We start from the raw sequence: 1,448 nt of genomic DNA, 5'->3' as shown, positions 1-1,448 counted from the left end.
TGGCGCAGTATCCGTCCAAAGAGACCTTCGAGCGCCAGCGCGAGGCCGCCGAAGTCACGCAGGTGTTAGGCGGGTGCGAGCGCAGCTATGTGCACGGCTTCCAGCGCCCAGTGCTTCCAAACCTGCTGATTCCGATCGCGCTGGGCGCGATGCGCCTTCGCGACATCGTCCTTCGCCGGAAGCCGATCCTGCCCTTCCAGCCGTTGGCCGAAGAGGACGCACTGCCCCCGATCCAGATGAAGCGCAAGGAGATCCTGAAGCTCAACGACTACCGCGACATCCGGGACGACGCCATCGTGATCGTCAACCTGATCCGACCGGGCACCCCGGAACAACGGGCGGCCGATCGCGCCTACACCGGGGAGATGATGCGCGGCATGGCCGAGGGCGGATACGGCCCGATACACATGGGACGCGCGATCCGGGTCGAGGGCGAGCAGCGTTTTTCGCAGTTCGCAGCCGTCTACTACCCCGGTATCGATCACATGCACGCGATGATCGGCAGTGCGTTCATCAACCGGGTCGGACCCGGCAAGCAGCTCGGCGACACGCTGGCGGTCGCGACAATCCCGGTGCTCTCGAAGCTCTGAGCTACAGAGTATGACGACCCATTCCCTGAAATCGGAGATACTCGGAGTCCTCGCGGGGCAGGAGGAGCATTCATGACGAAAACCGCAATGAGCGCTGAAGCCTTCTCGTCGATTCCGCCGCAGCTCCCTGTCGAACTCATCGACCTCGTCGAGACGAAGACACCCCAGGCGAACCGCGCCTTCATCGCGCGGGTCACCCAGCTCGCCGAGGAGGTCGGTGGACGCAGGGTACTCGCGAACGAAGTGCTCCTGCCGATGATCGTCTCCGACGAACGGGCTTCAAAATCCGATCAGGCGACCCGCTTGCTCGTCATCACCTGGTACCCGACGACGCAGGCCTGCCAGATTGCCCTGGCCAAGCGGAAGGGATGGGCGCCTGAACTCCTCACCGAGTCGATTCGAACCTATGCGGCACAGCACGTGGGACGCATCGAGTCACTGGTCGGCCGAACGCTGCCCTTCACGCTTGGCCTGTTGGGACGCAAGCCCGTACCGAAGATCGATGACGCGCGGAAGCTCGAAACCCTCATCGACGACGCACTCATTCTGGGCGAACAACCGGACAAAGCCCGCTGGACCGAACTGGCCGCGCGCGCGGGCGACCGACCGATCTGGATGCTGAACTTTCTCGAGTTCGCAGAGACAGCCGTCTACGGGGACGACGCGCAGGACGTCGCCCCCTCAACGAAGATCTCTGGCGCCAGCGCATACGAACGCTACGGGCGAGGAATGGTCGGTTCGCTGGCCGCGGTGGGTGGACGGGTTGGATGGTCGGGCCATCCGATCGGCCCGCTACCGGGAACCGATGATGGCCAATGGCATCAACTCGCGATCGCGGTCTATCCGTCCCCGGCAGCG

2 protein-coding genes are annotated in these 1,448 nt (G+C 64.2%); both read left to right on the top strand.

From position 1 onward, the window contains the following. Positions 1–590: hypothetical protein (locus tag GY725_24750; protein MCP4007404.1), on the top strand; the 590-nt coding region annotated here is incomplete at its 5' end. Positions 591–662: 72 nt separating this feature from the next. Continuing rightward, positions 663–1,448 (top strand): hypothetical protein (locus GY725_24745; GenBank protein MCP4007403.1); only part of this gene is annotated, 786 nt, incomplete at its 3' end.

The organism is bacterium (assembly GCA_024226335.1).
GTDB lineage: Bacteria > Myxococcota_A > UBA9160 > SZUA-336 > SZUA-336 > JAAELY01.
This window is presented reverse-complemented; position numbering and strand designations above follow the sequence as displayed.